Below are 21,049 nucleotides of genomic sequence, written 5' to 3' on the forward strand. Positions count from 1 at the left end.
AAAGGGGGGCTCAGCCGCCGAACTCCTCCAGGCCCTTCAGCGCCTGGTCCAGCAGGGCCTGGCGGCCCTCGAGCTCGCGGGCCAGCTTGTCGGCCTTCGCGTTGTTGCCCGCGGCACGAGCCGCGTCGATCTGCTCACGCAGCTTGTCGACCGCCGCCTGCAGCTGACCCGTCAGACCGGCCGCACGGGCCCGCGCCTCCGGGTTCGTACGACGCCACTCGCCCTCCTCGGCCTCCTGGATGGCCCGCTCCACCGCGTGCATCCGGCCCTCGACCTTCGGCCGGGCGTCGCGCGGCACGTGGCCGATGCCCTCCCAGCGCTCGTTGAGGGAGCGGAACGCGGCCCGGGCCGCCTTCAGGTCCGTGATCGGGACGAGCTTCTCGGCCTCGTCGGCCAGCTCCTCCTTCAGCTTCAGGTTCTCCACCTGCTCGGCGTCGCGCTCCGCGAACACCTCGCCGCGCGCCGCGAAGAACACGTCCTGCGCACCGCGGAAGCGGTTCCACAGGTCGTCCTCGGCCTCGCGCTGCGCCCGGCCCGCCGCCTTCCAGTCCGCCATCAGCTCGCGGTAGCGGGCGGCCGTCGGACCCCAGTCGGTCGACTTCGACAGCGACTCGGCCTCCGCGACCAGCTTCTCCTTGACCTTGCGGGCGTCCTCGCGCTGCGCGTCGAGCGAGGCGAAGTGCGCCTTGCGGCGCTTGGAGAAGGCGGAACGGGCGTGCGAGAAGCGGTGCCACAGCTCGTCGTCCGACTTGCGGTCCAGGCGCGGCAGACCCTTCCAGGTGTCCACCAGGGCACGCAGCCGCTCACCCGCACTGCGCCACTGGTCGCTCTGCGCCAGCTGCTCGGCCTCGGCCACCAGCGCGTCCTTGGCCGCACGGGCCTCGTCCGTCTGCTTGGCCTTCTGGACCTTGCGCTCCTCGCGCCGCGAGTCCACGGTCGCGACCAGCTTGTCCAGCCGGACGCGCAGGGCGTCGAGGTCGCCCACGGCGTGGTGCTCCTCCACCTGCGTGCGCAGGTGGTCGATGGCCGTCTGCGCGTCCTTGGCGGACAGATCGGTGGTCCGCACCCGCCGTTCGAGGAGGCCGATCTCGACCACCAGGCCCTCGTACTTGCGCTCGAAGTAGGCCAGGGCCTCCTCAGGGGTGCCCGCCTGCCAAGAGCCGACGACCTTCTCGCCCTCGGCAGTACGCACGTACACGGTGCCCGTCTCGTCGACGCGGCCCCACGGGTCGCTGCTCACAGCGCCTCCTCCACCTGATGCCTGCGAGGGGTTCGCCCCCTGGGCATCGTCCACAGTTTCCTGGGGCGGGCAGCGCCCGCCCTGCACAACGCCAACATAGGCGACCGCCGGGCCGGCTGTCCGCATCCCGCACGACGGAATATCGCCGTAGGGGGCGGACAGCGGCCGGTCCCGAGGCCGCCGGACCCCGTCAGTTCTGGGTGACGGCGCCCTTCTCGATGGTCACCGGGGTCTTCGGGGCCCCGTCCTGCCCGCCGTCGGCGGTACCGGCCTTGGCCACCGCTTCGAGCGCCTTCAGACCCGCCGCGTCGATCTTGCCGAACGGCGTGTACGACGGTGCCAGCGGGCTGTCCTTGTAGACCAGGAAGAACTGGCTGCCGCCGCTGTGCGGCTGGCCGGTATTGGCCATCGCCACCGTGCCCGCCGGGTAGATCACCTGGCCCTGCTCGTTCGGCTTGCCCAGCGAGTCGAGGTTCTCGTCCGCGATGGTGTAGCCGGGGCCGCCCATGCCCGTGCCCTCCGGGTCGCCGCACTGGAGTACGAAGATCCCGGACGTGGTCAGGCGGTGGCACTTGGTGTTGTCGAAGAAGCCCTTGTCCGCGAGCGACTTGAACGAGTTGACGGTCTCCGGCGTCTTCGCCGCGTCCATCTCGAACTTGATCTCGCCCGCGCTGGTCTTCAGCGCGAAGGTGTACTTCGCGTTCTTGTCGATGGCCATCGCCGGCGAGGGTGACTGCTTCGGCGAGGGCGAGGCCGACGGGTTCGCCGCCGGATCCGCCGCCTGGTCCTTCTTGTCCTTGTCGAAGACGCCGCCCACCACGAGGCCGACCAGCGTCGCGACCACCACGGCCACCGCCGCACCGATCACGGCCGCACGCTGGCGCGACTTCCGCCGGGCCTCGGCCCGGCGCTTCTGCTGGCGCTCGTACTTCTCCCTGGCGAGCTGTCGCCGCCGCTGATCGCTCGTGACCACCGGGTCGTCTCCTTGTACGTGTCTGGCACCGCTGTCCGGGCTCGGTTAGGCCGTACCGTATATGGGTTCGCTGTGGAACGAGCGGCGCCGGTAGGCTCTGAGCAGCAGCATTCCGACACACGGCCGCTGCCGAAGCTCCCGCCGGACGACGATTGAGGACGAACGTGCTGATTGCCGGGTTCCCCGCCGGGGCCTGGGGGACCAACTGTTACGTGGTCGCCCCCGCCGCCGGTGAGGAGTGCGTCATCATCGACCCGGGCCACCAGGCCACCCAGGGGGTCGAGGAGACGCTGAAGAAGCATCGACTCAAGCCCGTCGCCGTCGTCCTCACCCACGGCCACATCGACCACGTGGCCTCGGTGGTCCCGGTGTGCGGAGCCCACGACGTTCCCGCCTGGATCCACCCCGAGGACCGCTTCATGATGAGCGACCCGGAGAAGGCGCTGGGCCGCTCCCTGGGGGCGCAGCTGATGGGCGAGCTCACGGTCGGGGAGCCTTCCGACGTCAAGGAGCTCACCGACGGCACGAAGCTGGCGCTGGCGGGCATGGAGCTCACCGTGTCGCACGCGCCCGGGCATACCAGGGGGTCGGTGACCTTCGGGATGCCCGAGGCGGGGGACATCCCTCCGCTGCTGTTCTCGGGCGACCTGCTCTTCGCCGGCTCCATCGGCCGTACCGACTTCCCGGGCGGCAGCCACGCCGACATGCTCGAGTCGCTGGCCCGAGTGTGCCTGCCGCTCGACGACGCGACCGTGGTGCTGCCCGGTCACAACGAGCACACGACCATTGGCCGTGAGCGCGCCACCAACCCGTACCTGCGGCAGGTGGCCGCCGGCCTCGGAGACGGCTTCACGTCTCCACGACGAGGAATGTGACGAAAGTTTCGTGAGCACCTTCAAGGCCCCCAAGGGCACGTACGACCTCATCCCGCCGTACTCGGCGAAGTACCTGGCCGTCCGGGACGCGATCTCCGGTCCCCTGCGGCTGTCCGGATACGGGTACGTCGAGACGCCCGGCTTCGAGGACGTGGACCTGTTCGCCCGCGGTGTCGGCGAGTCCACCGACATCGTGACCAAGGAGATGTACACCCTTACGACGAAGGGCGGGGCCAACCTCGCGCTCCGTCCCGAGGGCACCGCGTCCGTGCTGCGCGCGGCGCTGGAGGCGAACCTGCACAAGGCCGGCGGCCTGCCGGTGAAGCTCTGGTACTCGGGTTCGTACTACCGCTACGAGCGCCCGCAGAAGGGCCGCTACAGGCACTTCTCGCAGGTCGGCGCCGAGGCGATCGGGGCCGAGGACCCGGCGCTGGACGCCGAGCTGATCATCCTGGCCGACCAGGCGTACCGCTCGCTGGGCCTGCGCAACTTCCGGATCCTGCTCAACTCGCTCGGCGACAAGGAGTGCCGCCCGGTGTACCGGGAGGCGCTCCAGGGCTTCCTGCGCGGGCTTGACCTGGACGAGGACACCGTCCGCCGGGCCGAGATCAACCCGCTGCGCGTCCTCGACGACAAGCGGGAGTCCGTTCAGAAGCAGCTGGTCGGCGCCCCGATGCTGCGGGACTACCTGTGCGACGCCTGCAAGGCGTACCACGAGGAGGTGCGGGCGCTGATCACGGCGGCCGGAGTCGCCTTCGAGGACGACGAGAAGCTGGTGCGCGGCCTGGACTACTACACGCGGACGACGTTCGAGTTCGTCCACGACGGTCTGGGCTCGCAGTCCGCGGTCGGCGGCGGCGGCCGCTACGACGGCCTGTCCGAGATGATCGGCGGACCGGCGCTGCCCTCGGTGGGCTGGGCGCTGGGCGTGGACCGTACGGTGCTGGCGCTGGAGGCGGAGGGCGTCGAGCTGGACATCCCGCCGACGACGTCGGTGTTCGCGGTGGCGCTGGGCGAGGCCAAGCCGGTGCTGTTCGGTCTGGTGACCGCACTGCGGCAGGCGGGTGTCGCGGCGGACATCTCGTTCGGCGGCAAGGGCCTCAAGGGCGCCATGAAGGACGCCAACCGTTCCGGCGCCCGCTTCGCGATCGTCGCGGGCGACCGCGACCTCGCCGAGGGCGTGGTCCAGCTCAAGGACATGGAGTCCGGGGAGCAGGGGCCGGTCGCCGTGGCGGACGTGGTCGAGGTCCTGCGGGCCAAGCTGGCCTGACGGCCGTGGTGCCCGGCGGGGCCGCAGTGGCGTCGAGCGCCGCTGCGGCCCCGCCGTGTTTCGTCAGAGCAGGTCGTGCCGCATGGCCGTGGTCACCGCTGCCGTGCGGTCGGTGACCTCCAGCTTTCCGAAGATGCGCAGCAGGTGCGTCTTGACCGTCGACTCCGCCACGAAGAGGCGGCGGCCGATCTCCGCGTTCGTCGCCCCCTCGGAGACGAGGCGCAGGACCGCGACCTCCCGGTCCGACAGGCGCGGACGCTCGGGGCGGGTGCGCAGCCGGTCGACGAGACGGCCCGCCACCGACGGGGCCAGGACCGTCTCGCCGCGCACCGCCGCGCGGATGGCTTCGGCCAGTTCCGCCCGGGCCATGTCCTTCAGCAGGTAGCCCGCGGCCCCGGCCTCCACCGCCCGCAGGATGTCCCGGTCGTTCTCGTACGTCGTCAGGACCACCACCCGCACCGGCAGCCCGGCCGCGGTGATCCGGGCGATGGACTCGACGCCGTCGCCGCCCGGCATCCGCAGGTCCATCAGGATCAGGTCCAGGCCGCCGGGGACCAGCTCCGCGGCCAGCGCCTCGGCCTGCGGGCCGTTCGAGGCCTCGGCGACGACCTCCAGGTCGGGCTCCGCGCTGAGCATGCCGCGCAGGCCCTCCCGTACCACCGGGTGGTCGTCGGCCAACAGGATGCGGATCATGTCGTACGGCTCCTCAGCGGATCGGGAGTGTCACGGTGACGGTGGTGCCGGTGGCGGCGCCGGCCCCCGCGGCGCTGTCGACGGCCGCCGCGCCGCCGACCTCCGCCGCGCGGGCGCGCAGTCCCCGCAGGCCGTAGCCGGACGCGGGGGCCGCCGGGTCGAAGCCCTGCCCGGTGTCCCGGACCGTGACGGTCAGTTCGCCGCCACCGTAGGCCAGGGCCACCGCACAGCGCGCCCCGGGCCCGGCGTGCTTCGCGGCGTTCGACAGGGCTTCCTGGCAGGACCGCAGGGCCACCACCTCCAGCGCCGCGGCCAGGGGCCGGACCTCCCCGGTCACCGACACCGCCGCCGGCGGCACCTGCCGGGCCGCGAGGCGGCGTACCGCGTCCGGCAGCGAGCCGGCGTCCAGGTCGGCGGGGGCGCCGCCCGAGACGAGGGCCCGCGCCTCGGCCAGGTTCTGCCGGGCGGTGGCGGCCATCAGCTCCAGGTGCCGGTGGGCCTGCTCCGGATCCGTGTCCATCTCCGACTGCACGGCCTGGACCAGCATCAGCAGACTCGTGAAGCCCTGGGCGAGGGTGTCGTGGATCTCGCGGGACATGCGTTCCCTTTCGGCATGGGCGCCCTGCGCGGCGGACAGCCGGGCCACCTCCTCCCGGCTGGCGTCGAGTTCGGAGATCAGTGAGGCCCGCTCCTGGCTCTGCTCGATGATCCGGATGATCCAGACGCCGAAGAAGGCGGAGAAGGCGAAGGTGACGAACGAGCCGACCGCGTTGACGAAGACGATGTGGCCGGCCGGCCGCCACAGCAGCGACCACCCGGCCACCGGCAGCAGGGCCACCACCGCCATCGCGCCGATCGCCCGGCGCAGCGGCAGCAGCATGAAGCAGTGCGGGGCGAGCGCGAAGGTGATCAGCCGGGTCTCGCCGACCAGGAAGGCGGCGGGCAGGAACAGGGCCAGCATCACCGCCAGGTAGCGCAGGGACAGCCCCGGTTCGGCGCCGGGATCCATCAGGAGCAGCGGCCGGCCGGCCCACGCGTACCAGGGGACCAGCAGCGCGAGCAGGGCGACGGCGGCGATCCGGTAGGAGAGCGCAGGGAAGTCCGCGCCCAGGACGAAGGCCGCGGTCGCGACCCACACGACGCCGAAGTACAGGTCCCAGGGTCCGAACCCGCGGTCCCAGACGTGGGATTCGCGCGCTCCGGCCGTCCCGGTGAACCCGTTCAGCCGTCGCGGCGGTTCTTCCACTTGAAGGTCAGCAGACACAGGACCAATCCTCCGACGACCCAGGCCCCCAGGACCAGGGCGACCTTTCCGTACTCCCAGCCGCCCGCCTGCTCCAGGACGGCCGCGGACTCCGGCAGGAACACCCCGCGCAGCCCCTGGCACATCCACTTGAGCGGGAAGAGCGCGCCGACGTTCAGCAGCCAGTCCGGGATCGCGTTGACCGGGATGAACACGCCGGAGATGAACTGCAGGATCAGGAACGGCAGGACGACCACCGAGCTGGCGCTCTTGCCGGACTTGGGCAGGCTGCTGATGGCGATGCCGAGCAGGGCGCACCCGGTCAGGCCGAGGACGAAGATCCAGCCGAACGTGAGCCACTTGGCCGCGGACGCCGGCAGGTCGAGGCCGAACAGGGTGGAGCCGACGAGCAGCAGGATCACGGTCTCGGCGAGTCCGGTGGCCAGCACCATCCAGACCTTGCCGAGGAAGTACGCGGCCGGCGGCATCGGCGTCCCGCGCAGCCGGCGCAGCACCTTCTCGTCCCGTTCGACCGCGATCGAGATCCCGAGCGACTGGAAGCTGGTGGACATGATGCCCGCGGCGACCATGCCGGCCGCGTACAGCTGGGAGGCGGTGACCCCGCTGTTCTCCACGCTGTCGCGGAAGATCGAGGCGAACAGGGCGAGGAAGACGATGGGGAAGGCGAAGGTGAAGATCATCGCGTCGCGCTGGCGGACGAACTGCCTGATCTCCAGGGCCCCGCGGCTCAGGCCCAGGGTCCAGGCACCGGGCAGCGCCTTCGCGCCCGCGGCGGCCCGGCCGCCGCTCGTCGCGGTCGTGGCGGTCGTGGTCATCGTGCGTCCTCCGGCTGCTGCGCGGTCGTGGGTACGAGCTGGCCCGTGAGGCGCAGGTACACGTCCTCCAGGGTGGGCCGGCCGATCTTCAGCCCCGGGATCTCGCCCTCGAAGCGGGCCATGAGCTCGGCGACCGTACGGGTGGGGGTCTCGGTGGCGATGCTGCGCGGGCTGCCGTCGGCCTCGGTCCACTCGACGGTGGCGCCGGTGCCGAAGCGGGAGCGCAGCGCGGCCGGTTCGCCCTCGGCGACGACCTTGCCGCTCGCGATGACCGCGAGGCGGTCGGCGAGGGCCTCGGCCTCCTCCAGGTAGTGCGTGGTGAGCACGATGGTGGTGCCCTCGGCGGCGAGCAGCCGGATCAGGTCCCAGAACTGGCGCCGAGCGGCCGGGTCGAAGCCCGTGGTCGGCTCGTCGAGGAGCAGCAGCTCGGGATCGCCGATGACGCCGAGCGCCACGTCGAGCCGGCGCCGCTGGCCGCCCGAGAGGCCCTTCACCCGCTGGTCCCGCTTCTGCTCCAGGCCGACCAGGGCGATGACCTCGGCCGGGTCGCGCGGGGCCGGGTAGTAGCGGGCGAAGTGCTCGACGGTCTCCCGTACCGTCAGTTCCGCGGGCGCCGACTCGTCCTGCCAGACGATCCCGACGCGCGAGCGCCAGGCCCGCCCGGCGGTGGCCGGGTCCGCGCCCAGTACGGCGACCTCGCCGCCGTCCCGTTCCCGGTGGCCCTGCAGGATCTCCACCGTCGTGCTCTTGCCTGCTCCGTTGGGCCCGAGGAGGCCGAAGACCTCGCCCTGCCGGATCGTCAGATCGAGTCCGTCCACTGCGGTGACTTCGCCGTACTGCTTGCGAAGCCCCCGTACTTCCACCGCATTCCGTGTCATGTCCCAAATGGTGTGGCGGAACCCGCTCCACCGGTCCCCCCGTGCGTACGTCCTTATGTCCACCGAACGGTGGACACCGCCTCAGTACGGCACAATGGCCGGTGCTTGTTGACCTTGCAGATGTGGAGCGGGCGGTATGACGACACGAGGTACGGACGCAGACACCGCCCCGCGGACGGTCGGCGCCAGCCGGGCACTCGCCCTGCTGCTGGTGATCACGGGCGCCGCGGGACTGCTCGCGGCCTGGGTGATCACGATCGACAAGTTCAAGCTGCTCGAGGACCCGAACTTCACGCCGGGCTGCAGCCTGAACCCGATCGTCTCCTGCGGCAACATCATGAAGAGCGACCAGGCCTCCGCGTTCGGCTTCCCGAACCCGATGCTGGGGCTGGTCGCGTACGGGATCGTGATCTGCGTCGGCATGAGCGTGCTGGCCGGGGCCCGCTTCCGCCCCTGGTACTGGCTGACCCTCAACGCGGGCATGCTGTTCGGCGTCGTGTTCTGCGCCTGGCTGATGTACCAGTCGCTGTACAACATCAACTCGCTGTGCCTGTGGTGCTCGCTGGCGTGGGTCGCCACGATCTTCATGTTCTGGTACGTCACCGCGCACAACGTGCGGGAGGGCCTGCTGCCCGCGCCGGGCTGGCTGCGTTCCTTCCTCGACGAGTTCACGTGGGTGCTGCCGGTCCTGCACGTCGGGATCATCGGCATGCTGATCCTGACGCGCTGGTGGGACTTCTGGACCTCCTGAGGGCCCGAGGCCGCCGGCCTCCCCGGCGCGGGGCCCGCTGTCGGCGGGCTCGCATAGGCTTCCCGTGTGGAACCAGACCTGTTCACCGCCGCTGCCGAAGACCGCCGGGAGAAGGATCCGGCGAGCTCCCCGCTCGCCGTCCGGATGCGTCCGCGCACCCTGGACGAGGTCGTGGGCCAGCAGCACCTGCTGAAGCCCGGATCACCGCTGCGGCGGCTGGTCGGGGACGGGGCGGGAGGGCCGGCCGGCGCCTCGTCGGTGATCCTGTGGGGCCCGCCGGGCATCGGCAAGACGACCCTCGCGTACGTGGTGAGCCAGGCGACGCAGAAGCGGTTCGTCGAGCTGTCGGCGATCACCGCGGGCGTGAAGGAGGTACGCGCCGTCATCGAGGGCGCCAAGCGGGCGGCCGGCGGGTACGGCAAGGACACGGTCCTCTTCCTCGACGAGATCCACCGCTTCAGCAAGGCCCAGCAGGACTCGCTGCTCCCGGCCGTGGAGAACCGCTGGGTGACGCTGATCGCCGCGACCACGGAGAACCCGTACTTCTCGATCATCTCCCCGCTGCTGTCGCGCTCGCTCCTGCTCACGCTGGAGCCGCTGACGGACGAGGACCTGAGCGCGCTGATGCGGCGGGCGCTGACGGAGGAGCGGGGCCTGGGCGGGGCGGTGACCTTGCCGGCCGACGCGGAGGCGCACCTGCTGCGGATCGCCGGCGGCGATGCCCGGCGGGCGCTGACGGCGCTGGAGGCGGGTGCCGGTTCGGCGATCGCCAAGGGGGAGTCCGAGATCAGCCTCCGGACGGTGGAGGAGGCGGTCGACCGGGCGGCGGTGAAGTACGACCGGGACGGGGACCAGCACTACGACGTGGCGAGCGCGCTGATCAAGTCGATCCGCGGCTCGGACGTGGACGCGGCGCTGCACTATCTGGCGCGGATGATCGAGGCGGGGGAGGACCCCCGCTTCATCGCGCGCCGCCTGATGATCTCGGCGAGCGAGGACATCGGGCTCGCGGACCCGACGGCCCTGCCGCTCGCGGTGGCCGCGGCGCAGGCGGTGGCGATGATCGGCTTCCCGGAGGCGGCCCTGACGCTGTCGCACGCGACGATCGCCCTGGCCCTGGCCCCGAAGTCGAACACCGCGACGACGGCGATCGGCGCGGCCCTGGCGGACGTCCGGGCGGGGCTGGCGGGCCCGGTACCGACGCATCTGCGGGACGGGCACTACAAGGGCGCGGCGAAGCTGGGCCACGCGGTGGGCTACGTGTACCCGCACGACGTGCCGGGCGCGATCGCCGCGCAGCAGTACGCCCCCGATGCGGTGCACGGGAAGCGGTACTACGAGCCGACGCGGTACGGCGCGGAGGCGCGCTACGCGGACGTGGTGGAAAAGGTCCGCGAACGCCTGCGGGGTTCCGGCCCGTCCGGCGCCTGAGGACCGGGGTCCGGGGCGGAGCCCGCCGAAGCCACGGCGTGCGGGTGCGCCGGCCGGACCGTACGCTCCCGGCCTGGGGCCCCGGCCCGGGCTGCCTGATCCACAAGACACCCCTAGCGGCCGGCCGCCGCGAACAGGTGGTGCATCGCCCGGCGCAGCTCGCAGACGTCGCGTACCGGCGCAGGGAAGTCGAAGCGGGCGTCGAAGGGGGAGCCGTCGCCCGTGAAGCGGACCCGCAGGCCCAGCCGGTCCAGGGCCAGGGGGACCGCGGTCATGCCGGCGCTCTCCCGCGGGCCCAGCAGCGCGCACAGGTCCGCGATCCGCTCGCGGTGCGCGGCGGCCAGGTGCTGGAGGAGCTCGGCCTCGTGGTTCACCATCGGGTCCGGTTCCACCGTGGCCAGGTCCTCCGGATCCACGTGCTCCGCACCCCACAGGTCCTCCACCGAGATCTCGCCGACCTCCAGGCGCAGCATCACGAAGGACGGACGGCCGTGCAGCCCGAGGAGTTCGCCCACCGGCCGGCGCTCCGCCAGCAGCGCCGCACAGGCCGCGCGGTCGTCCCCGCGCACCTGCGTCAGCCAGCCGGCCAGCCGCGCACGGCCTCGGATACGATGGGGCACGGACACCGGCGCCACGTCCGTGATCTCGATCACGGCGGTGAGGTCGTCGTCCTGGGCGTAAGCGGCTGCCCTGGCAGCCGCGGATTCCCCTGACACCAGGAGAATCACGTCCCCGTCCGGGGTGACGGTCCGAGCGGCCGGCATCCCTGTCCCGAACTCCGCCTGGTCAAGAGACCGCAGCTGGTCAACAGCACCCGGCAGCGTGAGGGATACTGAGGCGTTGGACTCTACGAGGGTTCGTACGCGTTCGGCTCCGGTGAGCTGCCGAACGCCTTCCCTGGGACGCGGCTGACCTTGCCTATCGTCGTCGAAAGCGGATTCCGTGTCGTTGGAATCCGAACTTCGGTGCGCACTGGGCAGGGGGATCCCATGTGGTCGAGACATTACGTCCTCCTCGATAAGGTAAGCCTCACCTAACTTACATGGAGGTAGGTTCCCCGTGAACCAGAAGCGACCCAAGGTCAAGAAGTCGCGTGCCCTCGGCATTGCGCTGACCCCGAAGGCCGTCAAGTACTTCGAGGCTCGTCCCTACCCGCCGGGCGAGCACGGCCGTGGCCGCAAGCAGAACTCGGACTACAAGGTTCGCCTGCTCGAGAAGCAGCGTCTGCGCGCTCAGTACGACATCTCTGAGCGTCAGATGGCCCGCGCGTACGACCGCGCCAAGAAGGCCGAAGGCAAGACGGGCGAGGCGCTGGTCGTCGAGCTCGAGCGTCGCCTCGACGCCCTGGTCCTGCGTTCGGGCATCGCCCGGACCATCTACCAGGCCCGCCAGATGGTCGTTCACGGCCACATCGAGGTCAACGGTGGCAAGGTCGACAAGCCGTCGTTCCGTGTCCGCCCGGACGACGTCATCACCGTGCGCGAGCGCAGCCGCGAGAAGGTTCCGTTCCAGGTTGCCCGTGAGGGTGGCTACGCAGGCGAGGGCGAGACCCCGCGCTACCTGCAGGTCAACCTGAAGGCCCTGGCCTTCCGCCTGGACCGCGACCCGAACCGCAAGGAAATCCCGGTCATCTGCGACGAGCAGCTCGTCGTCGAGTACTACGCCCGCTGATCCAGCGGCCGTAGCCTCACAGGCTGGTCAGCCCGTCGGTTCCCCCTTGGGGGAGCCGACGGGCTTCCTGTTTTTCGGACCGCCCGCCGTCCCCGCCGCCTCCCCGGCCCGCGGCCGCGGCAGCGATTCCGGCGCCGCCGGGGCCGACTCCGGCGGCGCCGGCGGACGCAGCGCCCGCTCGACCGCCTCCTGCGGCGACAGGCTCCGGCCGTGCTGCGCACACGCCTCGTAGCGCTCCGCCCCCAGCAGCTCGCCCGCCCGCTCCCGGCACATCAGCCGCGGCGCGTTGAAGTAGCCCGAGCCGAACAGCTGCAGGCCCACCCCGTCCCACATCGGCTCCGCCGCGCCCTGGAGCACCGCCGCCTCGGCCGGACGGCCCTCGACCGCCGTGACCAGGGCCAGCAGCTCCACCGCCAGCACCAGCCCGATCAGGTCGCGGAAGGTGTGGTTGATCGACACGCACTCGGTCAGCAGCCGCCGGGCCTCGGCCGTGCCCCCCGCGTCCAGGGCCGCGTACGCCAGGACGTACAGGGCGTACGCCTTCGTCCAGCGCTCCCCGCGCTCCTCGCAGATGTCCCGGACCTCCCGGCAGAGCGACAGCGCGCCCGCCAGATCCCCCTGGAAGGCCAGCGTCATCGCCAGCTCCACCTGGCACATCAGCACGTTGCTGTTCAGCTCCCCGGCGTCCCGGTACCGCTCCAGGGCCGTGCCCAGCAGCTCCCCGGCCCGCGTCATGTCGTCGGAGACCAGCGCCAGGCAGCCCAGCCGGTGCACCGCGTACGCCGCCGCCACCGGGTTCCCGGTGCGCGCCGCCCCGTCCCGGCACTCGTACAGGGCGCTCATCGAGGCCACCGCGTCGCCCTGCAGGGCCGCCACGTAGCCCAGCACCCACAGCGCCTTCAGCCGCGACCCGGCGTGCTCCGACTCCGCCGGGCCGGGCTCCAGCGTCCGGTCCAGCCAGTACCGGCCCTCGGTGAGCCGGCCGCAGCCGGCCCAGTAGAACCACAGCGTCCCCGCCAGGTACTGCCCCAGATGGGCCTCGTCCGGATCCCCCAGACAGCACTCCAGAGCCAGCCGCAGATTCGCCAGCTCCGCCTCCACCAGCGCGGCCACCTCCTGCTGGCGCGGGCTGAACCAGTCCAGCTCGCACCAGGTGACCAGCCCCACGTACCAGTCCCGGTGGCGCCGGCGCAGCCGGGCGGCATCGCCCAGCGACTCCAGCCACCCCGCCCCGTACGCCCGTACGGTCTCCAGCATCCGGTAGCGAACCCTCCCCCTGACTCCGTCGGGGGGACCCCCGGCCGCCGTCTCCTCCCGGGCCAGCAGCGACTGGGCGAGGAGCTCCCCGAGCACGTCCAGCACGGACTCCACCGGCAGGTCCGCCCCCGCGCACACGTACTCGACGGCATCGAGGTCGAAGTGCCCGGCGAACACCGACAGCCGCGCCCACAGCAGCCGCTCCTGCGCGGTGCACAGCTCGTGGCTCCAGCCGATCGCCGTACGCAGCGCCCGGTGCCGCGGCAGGGCCCCGCGCGCCCCGCCCGTCAGCAGTGCGAACCGGTCCTCCAGCCGGGTCAGCACCCCCTCCGGCGACAGCGCCCGCAGCCGCCCCGCCGCAAGCTCCAGCGCCAGCGGGATCCCGTCGAGCCGGGTGCACAGCTCCACCAGCGCGGCCCGGTTGGCCGCGGTCACCGCGAAGCCCGGATCGGCGGCCGCCGCCCGCTCGGCCAGCAGCTCCAGCGCCTCCTCGGGGGCCGGCGGGGCCAGCGGGAAGACCTGCTCCCCCTCGAGGTCCAGCGGCCGCCGCCCGGCGGCGAGCACCTGCAGGCCGGGGGAGCGGCGCAGCAGCTCCCGCACCAGCTCGGCCGTTTCGTCGACCAGCTGCTCGAACCCGTCCAGGACCAGCAGCAGCCGCCGCTCGGCCAGGTGCTCGGCCAGGACCGTCCGGGGCGGCCGCGTGGTGTGGTCGGTGAGCCCGAGCGACTCCGCCAGCGTGAGTTCGAGCAGCGCCGTGTCCCGTACACAGGACAGCTCGGCCAGCCATACCCCGTCGCGATGGCGTTCCTGCGCCGCCTCGGCGGCCTCCCGGGCCGCCGCCAGGGCCAGCCGGGACTTGCCGACCCCGCCCACGCCGGTCACGGTGACCAGCCGCGAGGCCTCCAGCAGCCTCCCCACCTCGGTGAGTTCCGCACCCCGCCCGACGAAGCGGCTCAGCTCCGAGGGAAGATTGCCGCAGGTCCTCTGTCGCTCGGGCCTCTGTCGCATGGGACACGGAGGGTACTGGTCCGGATGCGCTGCGTACAAGACGGATCCGCCGGACCGTGAATTCCGGTACGGCGGTGGATCTCCGGCGCGATAGGGTCGGAGAACGACTTTTCTACGTAGCGATCAACAGGCAGAGAGCGGTGCAACGTGTCCGGTGGAGAGGTGGCCGGGATCCTCGTGGCCGTCTTCTGGGCCATTCTGGTCTCCTTCCTCGCCGTGGTGCTGGTGAGGCTGGCCCAGGTGCTCAAGGCGACGACCAGGCTGGTGGCCGACGTGACCGACCAGGCCGTCCCGCTGCTGGCGGACGCCTCCACCACCGTCCGCTCCGCGCGCACCCAGCTCGACCGGGTCGACGCCATTGCGAGCGACGTCCAGGAAGTCACCTCGAACGCGTCCGCGCTGTCCTCCACCGTCGCCTCCACCTTCGGCGGCCCGCTGGTCAAGGTGGCTGCCTTCGGCTACGGGGTCCGCAAGGCACTGGGCAAATCCACGCAAGACGCGCCGCAGAAGGCGCCCCGACGCACCGTGATCGTCGGCCGTACGGTGCCGACGCCCCGGCGCCGGAAGCAGAAGGGCTGAAACCTCCGATGTTCCGCCGAGCCTTCTGGTTCACCGCCGGCGCAGCCGCCGGCGTCTGGGCCACCACCAAGGTCAACCGCCAGCTCAAGAAGCTGACACCGGAGAGCCTCGCCGCCCAGGCCGCCGACAAGGCCCTGGAGGCGGGCCACCGCCTCAAGGACTTCGCCCTCGACGTGAAGGCGGGAATGTCGCAGCGCGAGGACGAGCTGAACGACGCACTGGGGCTCCACCAGGATCCCGACCGGCCCGACAACGTCACCGCCCTTCCGGGGCCGCGGCGGCTGCAGGCCATCCAGAACGACAAGACCACCCACTCGAAACTTTCGTACAACCGGAATGAGGACCACTGATGGAGTCGGCTGAAATCCGCCGCCGCTGGCTGAGCTTCTTCGAGGAGCGCGGTCACGCCGTTGTCCCTTCGGCGTCGCTCATCGCGGACGACCCGACTCTGCTGCTGGTCAACGCGGGCATGGTCCCGTTCAAGCCGTACTTCCTCGGCGAGACCAAGCCCCCGGCCCCCCGGGCCACCAGCGTGCAGAAGTGCGTCCGTACGCCGGACATCGAAGAGGTCGGCAAGACCACCCGCCACGGCACGTTCTTCCAGATGTGCGGCAACTTCTCCTTCGGCGACTACTTCAAGGAAGGCGCCATCAAGTACGCCTGGGAGCTGCTGACCAGCTCCGTGGCGGACGGCGGCTACGGCCTGGAGCCGGAGAAGCTCTGGATCACCGTCTACCTCGACGACGACGAGGCGGAGACGATCTGGCGCGACGTGATCGGCGTCCCCGCCGAGCGCATCCAGCGCCTGGGCAAGAAGGACAACTTCTGGTCCATGGGCGTTCCGGGTCCCTGTGGCCCGTGTTCGGAGATCAACTACGACCGCGGCCCCGAGTTCGGCGTCGAGGGCGGCCCGGCCGTCAACGACGAGCGCTACGTGGAGATCTGGAACCTGGTCTTCATGCAGTACGAGCGCGGCGCCGGCGACGGGAAGGAAGACTTCCCGATCCTCGGTGACCTGCCGTCGAAGAACATCGACACCGGTCTCGGCCTCGAGCGCCTCGCGATGATCCTGCAGGGCGTGCAGAACATGTACGAGACCGACACCCTGCGCGTGGTCATGGACAAGGCCACCGAGCTGACCGGCGTGCGCTACGGCGCCGCCCGGAACACCGACGTCTCGATGCGTGTGGTCGCCGACCACATCCGCACCTCCGTGATGCTCATCGGTGACGGCGTCACCCCCGGCAACGAGGGCCGCGGCTACGTGCTGCGCCGCATCATGCGCCGCGCCATCCGCAACATGCGCCTCATGGGCGCCACGGGTCCGGTCGTCCAGGACCTGGTCGACGTCGTGATCAACACGATGGGGCAGCAGTACCCGGAGCTGGTCACCGACCGCAGGCGCATCGAGACCGTCGCGCTCGCCGAAGAGGCCGCCTTCCTCAAGGCCGTCAAGGGCGGCACCAACATCCTCGACACCGCCGTGACCGAGACCAAGGCCTCCGGCGGCACCGTCCTCTCCGGCGACAAGGCGTTCCTGCTCCACGACACCTGGGGCTTCCCGATCGACCTCACCCTGGAGATGGCCGCCGAGCAGGGCCTGACCGTGGACGAGCCCGGTTTCCGCCGCCTGATGCAGGAGCAGCGCGACCGCGCCAAGGCCGACGCCAAGGCCAAGAAGACCGGCCACGCGGACATGTCCGCCTACCGGGAGATCGCCGACAACGCCGGCGGCACCGAGTTCACCGGCTACGCCACCAACCAGGGCGAGTCCACGATCGTCGGCCTGCTGGTCAACGGCGTCTCGGCGCCCGCCGCCTCCGAGGGCGACGACGTCGAGGTCGTCCTGGACCGCACCCCCTTCTACGCCGAGGGCGGCGGCCAGCTCGCCGACCAGGGCCGCATCAAGCTCGACTCCGGCGCCGTCATCGTCGTCCGCGACGTGCAGCAGCCCGTCCCGGGCGTCTCCGTGCACAAGGGCTCCGTCCAGGTCGGCGAGGTGACGGTGGGCGCCTCCGCGTACGCCGCCATCGACGTGAACCGCCGCCGGGCCATCGCCCGCGCCCACTCGGCCACGCACCTGACCCACCAGGCGCTGCGCGACGCGCTGGGCCCGACGGCCGCCCAGGCCGGTTCCGAGAACAGCCCCGGCCGCTTCCGCTTCGACTTCGGCTCGCCGAACGCCGTCCCCGGCACGGTCCTCACCGACGTCGAGCAGAAGATCAACGACGTGCTCTCCCGCGAGCTCGACGTCACCGCCGAGATCATGAGCATCGACGAGGCGAAGAAGCAGGGCGCCATCGCCGAGTTCGGCGAGAAGTACGGCGAGCGCGTGCGCGTCGTGACCATCGGCGACTTCTCCAAGGAGCTGTGCGGCGGTACCCACGTCGGCAACACCGCTCAGCTGGGCCTGGTGAAGCTGCTGGGCGAGTCCTCGATCGGCTCCGGCGTGCGCCGTGTCGAGGCCCTCGTCGGCGTGGACGCGTACAACTTCCTCGCCAAGGAGCACACGGTCGTCGCCCAGCTCCAGGAGCTGGTCAAGGGCCGTCCGGAGGAGCTGCCGGAGAAGATCGCCTCCATGCTCGGCAAGCTGAAGGACGCCGAGAAGGAGATCGAGAAGTTCCGCGCGGAGAAGGTCCTCCAGGCCGCCGCCGGTCTCGCCGAGAACGCCCAGGACATCCGCGGCGTCGCCCTCGTCGTGGGCACCGTCCCGGACGGCACCGGCGCCGACGACCTGCGCAAGCTGGTCCTCGACGTCCGCGGCCGCATCCAGGGCGACCGCCCGGCCGTCGTGGCCCTGTTCACCACGGCGAACGACCGCCCGCTGACCGTCATCGCCACCAACGAGGCCGCCCGCGAGCGCGGTCTCAAGGCCGGCGACCTGGTCCGCACCGCCGCCAAGACCCTCGGCGGCGGCGGTGGCGGCAAGCCCGACGTCGCCCAGGGCGGCGGCCAGAACCCGGCCGCCATCCCCGACGCCATCGCCGCGGTCGAGCGCCTCGTCGTCGAGACGGTCTGACCATGACTCTGCGCCGCGGTCGCCGTCTCGCCATCGATGTCGGGGACGCCCGTATCGGGGTCGCCTCGTGCGACCCCGATGGGGTCCTCGCCACACCGGTGGAAACCGTTCCGGGCCGGGACATCCCCTTCGCCCACCGGCGGCTGCGGCAGCTCGTCGAGGAGTACGAACCCCTGGAGGTCGTGGTCGGTCTGCCCCGTTCGCTCAGCGGGCGGGAGGGGCCGGCCGCGGCCAAGGTGCGCGCGTTCGCCACGGAACTCGCCAAGGGAATCAAGCCGGTGACGGTCCGTCTGGTGGACGAGCGGATGACCACGGTCACCGCCGCCCAGGGGCTGAGGGCCTCGGGGAGGAACGCGAAGAAGGGCCGTTCGGTGATCGACCAGGCGGCCGCAGTGGTGATCCTTCAGAACGCTCTTGAGACCGAACGGGTATCAGGTAATCCGCCCGGTGAGTGCGTCGAAGTGGTTGTCTGATCGCGATACGGTAACGTTCCGCGCGATGCGGCGGCATTCGAACAGTCGTCGCCCACCACTTCAGAGGCGGAACCGGGTGCCGCGGCGGATGTAGCCGTTGCCTCCGTCTCGCGGCTCTAGGGGATCGATGACTGAGTATGGCCGGGGCCGTGGCCCCGAACCGTGGCACCCTGAGGATCCCCTGTACGGGGACCAGGGGTGGACCGGGCACGAGGCCCAGCAGGCTCAGATGCCCCATGCCGGTGGCCCGCAGCAGCATCCGCAGGAGCCGCAGTACCCGCACGACCCGCAGCAGTACCCGCAGTACCACCAGCAGAACCCGCAGTACCAGCAGGACCAGTACCGGCAGGACCCGCAGTACCAGCAGCAGTACGTGCAGCAGGGGTACCCGGAGCAGCAGCAGGGCTATGCCCCGCAGCAGCCCCTCCAGGCCCAGCAGCAGCACCAGCTGCTGCAGCCGCAGCAGCAGCCGGGGTACGACGGCCAGGGCTGGGACACCGGCCAGGGCCAGTACGCCGCTGTTCCGCAGGCCGACCCGTACCTCGGCGCGGACCCGTACGCCCAGCAGCCCGTCGGCGGCTACCCGGGCGAGGCCCCCGACCTCTACGGCACCCCCGAGGCCTACCCGCCGCCGCAGCCCCCGGGCCGGCGCCACCTGGTCACGGAACAGGAGCCGGAGCCGGAGGCGGAGTACGCCGACGACGAGCCCGAGAAGGCCTCGATCCTGCCCGGCGGCGGAGACGACGACGATTCCGACGAGCCGAACGCCGGCGGACGCCGCGGCCGCTCGAAGGGCAAGCCCAAGCGCCGCAACGGCGCGGCCTGCCTGATCGCCGCCGTCGTCATCGTGGCCGTCATCGGCGGTGGCGGCTACTACGGCTACGACTACATCAAGTCCAAGTTCAGCACCGGCGAGGACTACGCCGGTGAGGGCGAGGGCTCCGTCGCCATCGACATCCCCAAGGGCACCGGCGTCGGTGAGATGGGCCGCATCCTCAAGGCGCACGGCGTCGTCAAGAGCGCGGACGCCTTCGTCGCCGCCGCCAAGGCCAACCCCAAGGGCGGTGCGATCCAGGCGGGCTCCTACGTGATGAAGGAGCACATGTCGGGCAAGGCCGCCGTGGACCTCATGGTGAACGGCGCCGGGGTCAACGCCCTCGACGTCATCCCGGGCTGGAAGAACATCCAGGTCTACAAGGCCATCGACGACAAGCTCAAGCTCAAGGAGGGCACGACCAAGGACATCGCCTCCAAGGAGGCGAAGAACCTCGGTCTGCCCGAGTGGGCCAACAACAACAAGGACATCAAGGACCCGCTCGAGGGCTTCCTCTACCCGGCCCGCTACGACCTCAGCAAGGACGCGAGCCCCCAGTCGCTGCTCAAGCAGATGGTGGCCAAGTCCAACGAGGCCTACGCGAGCGCGGACCTCCAGGGGCAGGCGGCCAAGCTGGGCCTCGCGAACCCGCTGCAGCTCGTCACCGTCGCGAGCCTCGTCCAGGCCGAGGGCAAGTACCAGCACGACTTCGACAAGATCTCCCGGGTGGTCTACAACCGCCTCAAGCCGGGCAACACCGAGACGTACGGACTGCTCGACTTCGACTCCACCGTCAACTACATCAAGGGCCAGAGCACCCTGGACGTCGGTGCCGTCAACGACCTGCGCAAGCTCGACGACCCGTACAACACGTACAAGATCAAGGGCCTGCCCGCCGGCCCGATCGGCAACCCGGGCCCGGACGCGCTGAAGTCGGCGATCAACCCGGCCGCCGGACCGTGGTACTACTTCGTGTCGGTGAACGAGAACGAGACCCTCTTCGCCGTGACGAACGCCGAGCACAACCAGAACCGCCAGCGGTACGAAGAGGAACGGAAGAAGGCAGGGCAGTGATACGCGCAGCCGTGCTCGGTTCACCGATCGAGCACTCCCTCTCACCGGTGCTGCACCGCGCCGCGTACCAGGAGCTCGGCCTCGTCGACTGGTCCTACGACCGCTTCGAGATAGACGAGGCCGCGCTCCCGCAGTTCGTCGCCGGCCTCGGCCCCGAGTGGGCCGGGCTGTCCCTGACGATGCCGCTCAAGCGCGCCGTCATCCCGCTGCTCGACGCCATCAGCGACACCGCCGCCTCCGTCGAGGCGGTCAACACGGTCGTCCTGACGAAGGACGGACGCCGCCTCGGCGACAACACCGACATCCCCGGCATCGTCTCCGCGCTCCACGAGCGCGGCGTCGACAAGGTGGAGAACGCCACCATCCTCGGCGCCGGCGCCACCGCCTCCTCGGCCCTGGCCGCCCTCGCCCGGATCTGCTCCGGCGAGGTCACGGTGTACGTGCGCTCCCGGGCCCGCGCCGACGAGATGCAGGAGTGGGGCGAGCGCCTCGGCGTGGCCGTCCGCACGGCCGACTGGACGGACGCCGCCGACGGGCTCGGCGCGCCGCTGGTCATCGCGACCACCCCGGCCAGCGCCACGGACTGGCTGGCAGCCGCCGTCCCGGCCGGTCCGGGCACCCTGTTCGACGTCCTGTACGACCCGTGGCCGACCGCCCTCGCGGCGGCCTGGTCGCAGCACGGCGGCCGCCTCCTCGGCGGCCTGGACCTCCTCGTCCACCAGGCGGTGCTCCAGGTCGAGCAGATGACCGGCCGCCACACCGCGCCGCTGGCCGCCATACGGGCCGCCGGCGAGGCCGCCCTGCGCGCCCGCCACTGAGGTCCGGGCGGCACACCTGATGCACTGCGCACACTGATCTTGCTCGCGTGAAACCGGACCCGCCAGGGTGGGGAGGGTGCACCGGCGTCCGCCAGCTGGACCGGAGGGCGGTGTACCGGCCCGGACGTGGGAGGATCGGGTATGGC

The 21,049-nt window shown here is 71.3% G+C and carries 19 protein-coding genes; 11 read left to right on the top strand and 8 right to left on the bottom strand.

Annotated features, from left to right (window positions below):
• Nucleotides 1–10: 10 nt before the first annotated feature.
• Together ACFYXK_RS16640 and ACFYXK_RS16645 are read right to left on the bottom strand one after the other, a co-directional pair.
• Nucleotides 11–1,240, bottom strand: a complete 1,230-nt coding sequence (locus ACFYXK_RS16640) for a DUF349 domain-containing protein (RefSeq protein WP_383512079.1) — start codon at nucleotides 1,238–1,240, stop codon at nucleotides 11–13.
• A gap of 190 nt (nucleotides 1,241–1,430) precedes the next feature.
• Nucleotides 1,431–2,213: a peptidylprolyl isomerase gene (locus ACFYXK_RS16645; RefSeq protein WP_389411767.1), complete on the bottom strand. Its 783-nt coding sequence runs from the start codon at nucleotides 2,211–2,213 to the stop codon at nucleotides 1,431–1,433.
• 164 nt (nucleotides 2,214–2,377) lie between these two features.
• Between ACFYXK_RS16645 and ACFYXK_RS16650 the strand changes: the two genes are divergently transcribed.
• On the top strand, nucleotides 2,378–3,088 hold the full coding sequence (locus ACFYXK_RS16650; protein ID WP_383512077.1) for an MBL fold metallo-hydrolase: 711 nt from the start codon (nucleotides 2,378–2,380) through the stop codon (nucleotides 3,086–3,088).
• A 10-nt stretch (nucleotides 3,089–3,098) separates the two neighbouring features.
• On the top strand, nucleotides 3,099–4,358 hold the full coding sequence (hisS, locus tag ACFYXK_RS16655) for a histidine--tRNA ligase (protein ID WP_383512076.1): 1,260 nt from the start codon (nucleotides 3,099–3,101) through the stop codon (nucleotides 4,356–4,358).
• Nucleotides 4,359–4,421: 63 nt separating this feature from the next.
• Here hisS and ACFYXK_RS16660 read toward each other — a convergent pair whose 3' ends face one another.
• Genes ACFYXK_RS16660 through ACFYXK_RS16675 form a run of 4 tightly spaced genes read right to left on the bottom strand, consistent with a single transcriptional unit; the run spans nucleotide 4,422 to nucleotide 8,008 of the window.
• Nucleotides 4,422–5,051 (bottom strand): response regulator, encoded by a 630-nt coding sequence (locus ACFYXK_RS16660; RefSeq protein ID WP_389411768.1) that lies wholly within the window; start codon nucleotides 5,049–5,051, stop codon nucleotides 4,422–4,424.
• 13 nt (nucleotides 5,052–5,064) lie between these two features.
• Nucleotides 5,065–6,315, bottom strand: a complete 1,251-nt coding sequence (locus tag ACFYXK_RS16665; RefSeq protein WP_389411769.1) for a sensor histidine kinase — start codon at nucleotides 6,313–6,315, stop codon at nucleotides 5,065–5,067.
• A complete protein-coding gene (locus ACFYXK_RS16670; protein WP_389411770.1) occupies nucleotides 6,273–7,130 on the bottom strand; it encodes an ABC transporter permease in 858 nt (285 codons plus the stop codon). Before ACFYXK_RS16670 ends, ACFYXK_RS16665 begins: the two co-directional genes overlap by 43 nt.
• Nucleotides 7,127–8,008 (bottom strand): ABC transporter ATP-binding protein, encoded by an 882-nt coding sequence (locus ACFYXK_RS16675; RefSeq protein ID WP_389411771.1) that lies wholly within the window; start codon nucleotides 8,006–8,008, stop codon nucleotides 7,127–7,129. Before ACFYXK_RS16675 ends, ACFYXK_RS16670 begins: the two co-directional genes overlap by 4 nt.
• Nucleotides 8,009–8,144: 136 nt before the next feature.
• Between ACFYXK_RS16675 and ACFYXK_RS16680 the strand changes: the two genes are divergently transcribed.
• Both ACFYXK_RS16680 and ACFYXK_RS16685 read left to right on the top strand, forming a co-directional pair.
• Nucleotides 8,145–8,759, top strand: a complete 615-nt coding sequence (locus ACFYXK_RS16680; protein WP_383512071.1) for a vitamin K epoxide reductase family protein — start codon at nucleotides 8,145–8,147, stop codon at nucleotides 8,757–8,759.
• Nucleotides 8,760–8,825: 66 nt separating this feature from the next.
• Nucleotides 8,826–10,190: a replication-associated recombination protein A gene (locus tag ACFYXK_RS16685; protein WP_389411772.1), complete on the top strand. Its 1,365-nt coding sequence runs from the start codon at nucleotides 8,826–8,828 to the stop codon at nucleotides 10,188–10,190.
• Nucleotides 10,191–10,303: 113 nt separating this feature from the next.
• Here ACFYXK_RS16685 and ACFYXK_RS16690 read toward each other — a convergent pair whose 3' ends face one another.
• Nucleotides 10,304–10,954 (bottom strand): DUF2470 domain-containing protein, encoded by a 651-nt coding sequence (locus tag ACFYXK_RS16690; protein WP_389411773.1) that lies wholly within the window; start codon nucleotides 10,952–10,954, stop codon nucleotides 10,304–10,306.
• Between the two features lie 295 nt (nucleotides 10,955–11,249).
• Here ACFYXK_RS16690 and rpsD point away from each other — a divergent pair, with 295 nt between their 5' ends.
• Nucleotides 11,250–11,861: a 30S ribosomal protein S4 gene (gene rpsD / locus ACFYXK_RS16695; protein WP_030294564.1), complete on the top strand. Its 612-nt coding sequence runs from the start codon at nucleotides 11,250–11,252 to the stop codon at nucleotides 11,859–11,861.
• 27 nt (nucleotides 11,862–11,888) lie between these two features.
• On the opposite strand, the gene ACFYXK_RS16700 is transcribed toward rpsD, so the two are convergent.
• Complete coding sequence (locus ACFYXK_RS16700; protein ID WP_389411774.1) at nucleotides 11,889–14,126, bottom strand: ATP-binding protein; 2,238 nt, start codon at nucleotides 14,124–14,126, stop codon at nucleotides 11,889–11,891.
• A 147-nt stretch (nucleotides 14,127–14,273) separates the two neighbouring features.
• On the opposite strand from ACFYXK_RS16700, the gene ACFYXK_RS16705 reads away from it, so the two are divergent.
• From ACFYXK_RS16705 to ACFYXK_RS16730, 6 genes are all read left to right on the top strand, one after another.
• Complete coding sequence (locus ACFYXK_RS16705) at nucleotides 14,274–14,705, top strand: DUF948 domain-containing protein (protein ID WP_389411775.1); 432 nt, start codon at nucleotides 14,274–14,276, stop codon at nucleotides 14,703–14,705.
• 8 nt (nucleotides 14,706–14,713) lie between these two features.
• A complete protein-coding gene (locus tag ACFYXK_RS16710; protein WP_389411776.1) occupies nucleotides 14,714–15,055 on the top strand; it encodes a DUF6167 family protein in 342 nt (113 codons plus the stop codon).
• Entirely contained in the window at nucleotides 15,055–17,724 is a 2,670-nt protein-coding gene (alaS, locus tag ACFYXK_RS16715) for an alanine--tRNA ligase (RefSeq protein ID WP_389411777.1), read from the top strand. The genes ACFYXK_RS16710 and alaS overlap by 1 nt, the downstream gene beginning before the upstream one ends.
• Before the next feature lie 2 nt (nucleotides 17,725–17,726).
• Complete coding sequence (gene ruvX, locus ACFYXK_RS16720) at nucleotides 17,727–18,197, top strand: Holliday junction resolvase RuvX (protein ID WP_046780370.1); 471 nt, start codon at nucleotides 17,727–17,729, stop codon at nucleotides 18,195–18,197.
• Between the two features lie 229 nt (nucleotides 18,198–18,426).
• The gene (gene mltG, locus ACFYXK_RS16725) at nucleotides 18,427–20,085 is read left to right on the top strand and encodes an endolytic transglycosylase MltG (RefSeq protein WP_389411778.1); all 1,659 of its coding nucleotides are present in this window, start codon (nucleotides 18,427–18,429) and stop codon (nucleotides 20,083–20,085) included.
• Complete coding sequence (locus tag ACFYXK_RS16730; protein WP_389411779.1) at nucleotides 20,082–20,903, top strand: shikimate dehydrogenase; 822 nt, start codon at nucleotides 20,082–20,084, stop codon at nucleotides 20,901–20,903. The genes mltG and ACFYXK_RS16730 overlap by 4 nt, the downstream gene beginning before the upstream one ends.
• Nucleotides 20,904–21,049 lie beyond the last annotated feature (146 nt).

The organism is Streptomyces sp. NPDC002209 (genome assembly GCF_042890265.1).
GTDB lineage: Bacteria > Actinomycetota > Actinomycetes > Streptomycetales > Streptomycetaceae > Streptomyces.

What these genes read in the sequence shown, in the direction of transcription:
- ACFYXK_RS16660 (WP_389411768.1), bottom strand. Translation starts at nt 5,051, where the DNA reads ATGATCCGCATCCTGTTGGCCGACGACCACCCGGTGGTACGGGAGGGC.
- ACFYXK_RS16670 (WP_389411770.1), bottom strand. Translation starts at nt 7,130, where the DNA reads ATGACCACGACCGCCACGACCGCGACGAGCGGCGGCCGGGCCGCCGCG.
- ACFYXK_RS16675 (WP_389411771.1), bottom strand. Translation starts at nt 8,008, where the DNA reads ATGACACGGAATGCGGTGGAAGTACGGGGGCTTCGCAAGCAGTACGGC.
- ACFYXK_RS16680 (WP_383512071.1), top strand. Translation starts at nt 8,145, where the DNA reads ATGACGACACGAGGTACGGACGCAGACACCGCCCCGCGGACGGTCGGC.
- ACFYXK_RS16690 (WP_389411773.1), bottom strand. Translation starts at nt 10,954, where the DNA reads ATGCCGGCCGCTCGGACCGTCACCCCGGACGGGGACGTGATTCTCCTG.
- ACFYXK_RS16700 (WP_389411774.1), bottom strand. Translation starts at nt 14,126, where the DNA reads ATGCGACAGAGGCCCGAGCGACAGAGGACCTGCGGCAATCTTCCCTCG.
- ACFYXK_RS16710 (WP_389411776.1), top strand. Translation starts at nt 14,714, where the DNA reads ATGTTCCGCCGAGCCTTCTGGTTCACCGCCGGCGCAGCCGCCGGCGTC.
- alaS (WP_389411777.1), top strand. Translation starts at nt 15,055, where the DNA reads ATGGAGTCGGCTGAAATCCGCCGCCGCTGGCTGAGCTTCTTCGAGGAG.
- ruvX (WP_046780370.1), top strand. Translation starts at nt 17,727, where the DNA reads ATGACTCTGCGCCGCGGTCGCCGTCTCGCCATCGATGTCGGGGACGCC.
- mltG (WP_389411778.1), top strand. Translation starts at nt 18,427, where the DNA reads ATGCCCCATGCCGGTGGCCCGCAGCAGCATCCGCAGGAGCCGCAGTAC.